Source organism: Psychrobacter sp. FME13 (assembly GCF_014861395.1).
Taxonomy (GTDB): Bacteria; Pseudomonadota; Gammaproteobacteria; order Pseudomonadales; family Moraxellaceae; genus Psychrobacter.
In genome coordinates, this window is record NZ_RRYV01000032.1 from 21360 (window position 1) to 28726 (window position 7367).

The following is a 7367-nucleotide window of genomic DNA, read 5'->3' on the forward strand; positions in this document are numbered from 1 at the left end:
AAATAACAGCTTTAAAAGATATTTTTTTCATCTTGCTATGGCAGCTAATTATCGAGAAGGTAACGTGCGGTCGAACATGATGATGTTTTTAGCGTCTATTACATAAATATTATGATGAAGCCCAATGATTTGTGGAAATTAAATGAATAATTGCGCTATTATAGCTAGCTAGTAATGTTTTGTGATATAAATGACGCTATTCATTATATATTTACAATTGTTTATCAGCTTAGACTAAGGGAATTTCATGTCACCGCCTATTTTTCATAACAGCAAACAGCCACTTTTGTCTCAATCATCAGCGCATCAGCCAACGAGTACAGGCAAGCGTCAGTTAATAAAAATGTCTAGCTGTGCGATTTTATCCGTGGGCGCGATGACTTTGCTAGCAGGTTGTCAATCAACGTCGATGGCTTCATCAAATGCTGCGGTATCAGGCAAGGTGATTGATTTTGAGATTGCAGATCCTGCGCAGAGCCAAGCACAGGGCCGTGCATTTAATGCCGATTTAAATGCCAAGTCTGAACGCTATGCACAATTATTTGACCAAGAAAATAATCCTAGCACTGAGAACCAAGCCAAAACGCATTTGATGACGGCCATTCGCCAGCATCTGGCGACCGAGCATGTATCCGTTTCGCAAGCCAATTATCAAACCGCCCCTTTTATTGATCCTGATAGTATCGATGCTGGCGCTAGTAGTTTGCTAAGAACCGTTTTAGAAACTTATGCGTATAGCAAAGAGATGTCAGACGACTATGACTCAAGCTATGATTCGGACTACTCAGATGATGATTATTATGAATCAGATTATGACAGCTATGTCGATGCTGCAGATGAAGTCGTCATCGAAGAATATGCTGATGAGTCAGATGACATTGCATATGATGATGAAGGTTACGATCAAAACGGCTATGACGAAAACGGTTATGACTGGTATGGCTACGACGAATACGGTTATGATGAGTACGGCTACGATGAAGATGGCTATGATCGAGACGGTTATGATGAATATGGTTATAGCCGCAGTGACTATGATGAAGGAGTTTATGCTAGCGATGATTATGAATCGGACAGCGCTCTTTCAAAGTTATCAGAACTAAACCCAAAAAGCATGGCAGAGCAATATGAAGCCATGCAGATGGCAAAACAGCAAGCAGAAATGACTGGTACAACAAACGAGTTTCCTCCTACGTCAGCCTCAGGCGCATTGGGCCAAATGCTTAACATGCTCCACCGAACCCCTGAGCAGATAGCAGCGTCCAATGCTTATCATTATAAAAATCTGTTTTTTAGTAGTGTGAGTCAGTACAAACCTCAGCAGCGACAACTACAAAGCGTCTATAGCTACGACTATGTGACGCCGACGATAAGCTCATCAGTACAAATACCGCTCGCGTTTGATTTTAACAACAGTAATGTCACGGTTGATCCTTCAGTTATTATGCCTATCGTGGCGATGGCCACTCCCGAAAACACGCCACTACCGAACGAGATGGCGTCACATACGGTCAGTTTTGGTTTGCCTGATAGTATCACTGAGCAGCTACCACCAGCAGTGGTCTATGATGCAGCGATTGCTGCTATACAAGACAGTATGGCGGAGCTGGCACCTGAGCACTTTAGTGCAGTCGATATTAGTGATGATGCGTTTGCCAAAGAAGTCGGTGCTAGCCGAGCGGTAAAAGTATATTTTGGTAGTCAGCAAAGCGGTGAGATGATTGGTAAATTTCTAAAGTATATGACGCAGTCGTTACAAGAGTATATCGATACCAATCCAGAGAAATACCCTGATGGCGCCATGCTAAAAGCTGCCATTGAAAAGTTGCAGCTCTATAATAAAGGTTATCAAAGTGCAGATGTGGGTGCGCTATTGCAAGTGATTGAGGCCATTGGTCCAATTTCGTTCAATCAGACAAATTACTATTACTTAGACAGCTCAGATCGACTACTTGCTAAGCAGCAACGTATAAATATGGGCAGTGATTTTCTTGGTTCTACAACCACTGCAATCAATCAAGTCCGCTATGATAAAGCCAGCTTTAATCAGAGTGCGTTGACCCCGTTATTGGCCGAGTCGTTTGGTGATAATGCAACACCTGCTATCGATGGCAATGCTTGGATTGCAGAGCAACGTCAAAAAGGAGATAGGCTGCAAGAGGCTCGTTACGCCCGCTATGATTATGACAACGACTATGCTGATGCTAGCGAGGATTCTGCTAGCGATGCGGCAGAGTACGAGTCTAGTAATTATGATGACTATAACGAAGGTTATAGTGAAGGCTACACTGATGCGGAAGATGATACAGACAACTGGTAGAGCGTTATTAGCACTATAGTCGGTTCAATATAGTTTGGATACCACAAAGCCAAGTGAAAGCACTATAAATAATAGCCTAAGCGAATCTGATAGCGTATCAAAATTATGAAGAGCTGACTATATATCTTGTCACGTTCAAGCCCATATTTATTAAGGATAAGAAATGAAAACAGTACATCAAGCCATCGTAGGTCGTCTGCCGTCAACCATCAAAAACCATACTTTATTGACCAGTGTATTCATCACAGGCGCACTATTATTAACAGGCTGCCAATCTACCAGCTTAGGTCAGTCCAGCAGTGTTACGGCACAGCAAACGCCAACAGCAGCCAAAACAGCATTGGCAACCGCGCTAAAAAAACAGCGTCGTCAATCATTTAGCTATCATGGCAATCTTGAGATTAACAACGATCAGTATGTTACTAATGTAGATCAAGCGGAGTTGGTTACGGCAGATTATGTGGACACATACTGCGAAGAGACACATGATCAAGCGTATGCCGATCTGGTTGCTCAAGCACAAACACAAAATAATGATGTGATGGACGCAGAGTATGATGCCCAGCGAGCAGCACTCAAAGACACTTATCTTGAGTGTTCAGATGCCTATGAAGCGTGGATAGAAAGCGATTACGATAGTGATATCACTGTACCACCATCATATCAGCAACTATTTGATAACTATTATGATAAAACAACACCATCAGATATTAAAAAAGCGAAATTGCTAGACGCTTATCTATTAAAGCCATTATCCATCAATGCGCAAGGTATCTATCAACCTATGGTTGGTAAGGCTACTATGCTAGCCAGTGTGCAATATAAAGCACGTAACCATCAAAGCAGTATCAATCAGCCTATTTATATCGATTTTAAAAACGGCAATATTTATCTGTGGGCCGATAATTTTGCAATGTTAAATTCAGAATTATTAGATGATAAGCTGGGTACTACATGGCAAAACAAGTGGCTAAAAGTTGCACTGGATGATGGTACGTTGCCAAAAGGGTTTGGAAGTGAGGTGATAAAAGCTCATTTTGAAGCGCTAGATCGCACGTTTGAGGCAGCGCCTGTTAGCCAGTTTGACTATGTGGCACCTAATACGTTGGTATCTTTGTCTCCTAAGTTACCAGAGCATCAACTACCTGCCATGCTAGCAAGCGATCAAGTGATTCGCCGTCTACAAAGTGCTGAGAGTTATGAGCAGTTTTATCAAGACTACATGCGCATATTTTACAACCACATCACCGAGCAGTACCCTGAACTGGTAAAAAGTAATGAAGCTTACTCAGAAAACGACACAAACATGGATGTTAGTACTGATACATTTACCAGTAAAGCACTGGTGCAGCAAGCATTGGCTGCAATGAAAAACAGTATGAATAATGATGGCAATGTTGAGACGGTAGAAGATGAAATGGGAGCGGACACAGCGGTGCAAGAGTTATACGGCTTTGATAAACGTGGCAAGCTTGCGTGGCAGCATACGCGTAATACGTTACACACTGCTAGCAACACATCTGACAAAGGCTTGGTAATAGATGCCTTACAGCAGTATTCCGCTATCAATAAAGATATAGCATTCCCTAACTTACCAAATGATGCGCAAGTGCCGAATGACAGTAATAGTGTCGATGCACGGCAGTATAGTAAGGAGTTGCTGCAATATTATCGTGATGGCAATGGTACTGCTCTTGGAAAAATGATGTTTAATCTACTGCCAATGGCGCAAGATGAGTTCGCTGCTATTGATTAAGGTTGTATAGCAACTGGTATAGTTCAGTGAACCACTAAATTACTATGACGTTATCTATCCTTATAGCTATTTTAGAGTTCTTTGACTATCATCGATTGAAATGCACATACTTAAAAAGCGCCTCTACTTAATAGAGGCGCTTTTTAATTTAATACGCATATCGCTAGGTAAAACTATCACTTTTCCAAAGTGGTTTAAGTGAATTATTACATACCTTGCTGTGGGCGCTCGCCACGTTTCTCACGACGGTCTGGACGACCATGACCTTCATCATCATTTTTTCGATCTTCTTTCATTTGTGCCAGTTCCGCACGCTGCTCAGCAGTCAGTACTTGAGCAATCGCATGTTGGGTCTGTATGCGTTCAATAAAGCGTTGTTTTTCTTTCGCTGCTTGCTGATCGGCGAGACGGTTTACCGCAGTACTATTCAATGTGCGAGCATTAGTCAATGCTTGTATTTGTTGCTCTACTTGCGCACGCTCTGCTTGATGTTGTGCAGGTTCTGTTTTGCGATCACCATGCTGCGCTTCCATAATGGCTTTGATTTGGGTTTTTTGCGCAGCTGTAAGGTCTAGTTTAGACAACGGACCTCTCATCTCGCCTTTTTTCATGCCGCCTTTTTTCATATCAGCTTTGTGATGCTTTTGCATTTGTGTCGTTGATGGTGTGGTATCTGTGTTTGCATTGACACTGGTACATGCAGTAACAGTAAATACGCTAGATAATGCGATGGCTGAACCTAATAGTAACTTTTTCATAGTAACGTCCTTTATTTAACTTCATATGGTTTGATTGAATAGATATTTAACGTTTTATCTGGCAATTATTGTTGTTAAGCGTTGAATATAAATACAATACTTGCTGTTGATAGGTGCTATCTTACGACAGTTGAAGGTTACGAACATTTATGAAGTATTAAGAAAAGTAACATTTATAGAATACCGATCAGCTATTGCCTGATAATATAAATAACAAAGCTATTTAACGTTTAAGGAGATAGATATGCCAAACATATTGTTAGGTGATGACGACGAAGAGTTGACTCAGTTATTAGAAGAGTATTTGCATAATCATGGCGTCCAATGTGACTGTGTTCATGATGGTGAGGCTGTCATAAAAAAACTAAAAAAAGCCAGTACGCAGACCCCTGTTTATGATTTGCTAGTGCTGGATATTATGATGCCGAAGATGGACGGACTCAGTGTACTACGTCAATTACCGAATATTATTGATATCCCTGTCATTATGCTAACCGCAAAAGGCGAGGAGATTGATCGTATCATCGGTTTAGAGCTTGGCGCTGATGATTACATTACCAAACCTTGTAATCCTCGAGAGCTGCTAGCACGTATTAATGCAGTCATCAAACGTACCAATGCAGCAGTGTCAGAGCACACACCGTTACCAGAAGGTCGCTTGCATTTGGATCAAAACCAGCGAGTCTGTCAAATAGATGGTGTTGAGCTGCAAGTGACGGGTACAGAGTTTGACTTACTGGTGGCGCTTCTCAAACAAAAAGGCGAGGTCGTTAGTAAGGAGTGGCTGTCAGAGCATGTATTGCAACGTGAGTTACAGCCTTTTGACCGTAGTCTCGATGTTCATGTGTCACGCCTGCGTAAAAAACTTCAACCGTTTCATGACGAGCCAATAAAAGCAGTTCGTGGTAAAGGTTATCAGCTGGTACTTTAATGATGGAATCATCGATGAATAACCCTAAGTTTAAGGTGCGGATCACCCTGTTTTGGCGGCTGTTTTTGAGTCTGTTAGCCACCATTCTGGTCACTTCTATCCTGTCTGTCATGGTAGAGCGTTGGTTAAGTGAAAAAGCGCTCACCGCTCGTATGGATGTGCAGGTAGACAGTTTGTTGGTTCAGCGTCAGGAACTGGTCGCAGCACTGAAAGCCGGTGATATGGAAGCGGTCAAACAACTGTATCGTCAAGACCGCTGGCTAATGAATCAAGTCAGAGTCTATGATGAGCAAGGTAGCATTATATTTCCGCGTTACCGGGATAGAGAAGAGATTAGACCAAATGGTCAGATAGAAACGCCGCCCTCATTACAGTCAGGCTTACCTGAGATGGACAATGATGTATCGAAAAATGTGCGGTCACCTCTGAGCTATTTTGTTCCACCGATGATACCAACCAGTGCCGAAATAGCTGATTCTGAGAGTCGCCCAGAACTCGCTGATGTGACGGTTGTTTTGCCAAATAAACAAACGGTTATTGTGCAGCTGCGTCCCCATCTGCGTTTTTCGGATGTTGTAGAGTTGAAATATACTAACTTTCCTATACGCTTATTATTAATTATCTTGTTAAGCATATTGGTCTGTGTTTGGCTAAGTCGGACGCTGACTCGGCGTATTCGCCGTGTACAAAACACCGTATATCGTATGATTGATGGTGATTATCAAACCTATCCAAATTTGTCCAAAATGGGAGATGATGAATTGGGTCTATTAGCAAACGATGTGGCTAACTTATCAACACGCTTGGCTGAAAGTGAGCTGGCACGTAAGCAGATGTTGAGTGACATCTCACACGAATTACGTTCACCATTGGCACGTCTTGAGGTAGCAACTGAGTTGACTCGAGATTTTGCACCAAATGCCAGCCGTTATCTCGATCGTATTGATAAAGAATCTGCACGCATGAATGAGCTGATTGAACAAATTATTCATATTCAATCTTTACAAATGCAGCAATACACCATTGATAACTTGGAAACTGAAATGGTGGATATGACAGAGCTTATCAGCGAGATTGGACAAGATGTGTGTTTTGAGTTTTATCATAAAAATGTGAGCTGGCAGTGGCAGTCGCCTAGCGCATCGTTAGATAGCTCGTGGGAAGTGTTAGGTAATCAAGAGCAGCTGCACAGTGCACTTGAAAACATCATTCGCAATGCCTTTATGCATACAGCAGCCGATTCAGAAGTGATTGCTGAAATCAAAAAAGTAGAGATGAATCATCAGGTCCCCGCTATTCAGGTTAGTATCACAGATGAGGGTGACGGTGTGGCAGAAAAAGACTTAGAACGTATTTTTCAGCCTTTTGTACGATTAGACTCCGCTCGTCATCGTGAGACAGGAGGGTATGGGTTGGGGTTGGCAATTGTTCATGCGGTGGTCACCGCTCATAAAGGACATATCAATGCCTACAATCGCCAAGATGGGGTACAAGGGCTGGTGGTTCAGATTACTTTGCCGGTGAGAATGAAAGACAGTTAAAAAAGAGGTGGTGTTCTAAAAAGTATGCTGGCATCAGACGTAGCCATAATTGATGTAAAAG

5 protein-coding genes are annotated in these 7367 nt (G+C 42.2%); 4 read left to right on the forward strand and 1 reads right to left on the reverse strand.

Translation table 11 applies throughout. The features are described 5' to 3' along the window. The first annotated feature begins 247 nt into the window (after positions 1-247). Both EI164_RS06325 and EI164_RS06330 read left to right on the forward strand, forming a co-directional pair. Positions 248-2320: a hypothetical protein gene (locus EI164_RS06325; protein ID WP_192519137.1), complete on the forward strand. Its 2073-nt coding sequence runs from the start codon at positions 248-250 to the stop codon at positions 2318-2320. Positions 2321-2483: 163 nt separating this feature from the next. Next, positions 2484-4076: a hypothetical protein gene (locus tag EI164_RS06330; protein WP_192519138.1), complete on the forward strand. Its 1593-nt coding sequence runs from the start codon at positions 2484-2486 to the stop codon at positions 4074-4076. Positions 4077-4282: 206 nt separating this feature from the next. Here the strand turns inward: EI164_RS06330 and EI164_RS06335 are convergent, their stop codons facing one another. Beyond that, positions 4283-4834, reverse strand: a complete 552-nt coding sequence (locus EI164_RS06335) for a Spy/CpxP family protein refolding chaperone (RefSeq protein ID WP_192519139.1) — start codon at positions 4832-4834, stop codon at positions 4283-4285. A gap of 244 nt (positions 4835-5078) precedes the next feature. Here EI164_RS06335 and EI164_RS06340 point away from each other — a divergent pair, with 244 nt between their 5' ends. Both EI164_RS06340 and EI164_RS06345 read left to right on the forward strand, forming a co-directional pair. Further along, a complete protein-coding gene (locus EI164_RS06340) occupies positions 5079-5765 on the forward strand; it encodes a response regulator transcription factor (protein WP_192519140.1) in 687 nt (228 codons plus the stop codon). A gap of 14 nt (positions 5766-5779) precedes the next feature. After that, positions 5780-7306, forward strand: a complete 1527-nt coding sequence (locus tag EI164_RS06345; RefSeq protein ID WP_192519141.1) for an ATP-binding protein — start codon at positions 5780-5782, stop codon at positions 7304-7306. Positions 7307-7367: the final 61 nt, after the last annotated feature.

Excerpts from the sequence above, each read along its gene's own strand:
- EI164_RS06330 (WP_192519138.1), top strand. The coding sequence starts at position 2,484 with ATGAAAACAGTACATCAAGCCATCGTAGGTCGTCTGCCGTCAACCATC.
- EI164_RS06325 (WP_192519137.1), top strand. The coding sequence starts at position 248 with ATGTCACCGCCTATTTTTCATAACAGCAAACAGCCACTTTTGTCTCAA.
- EI164_RS06340 (WP_192519140.1), top strand. The coding sequence starts at position 5,079 with ATGCCAAACATATTGTTAGGTGATGACGACGAAGAGTTGACTCAGTTA.
- EI164_RS06345 (WP_192519141.1), top strand. The coding sequence starts at position 5,780 with ATGAATAACCCTAAGTTTAAGGTGCGGATCACCCTGTTTTGGCGGCTG.
- EI164_RS06335 (WP_192519139.1), bottom strand. The coding sequence starts at position 4,834 with ATGAAAAAGTTACTATTAGGTTCAGCCATCGCATTATCTAGCGTATTT.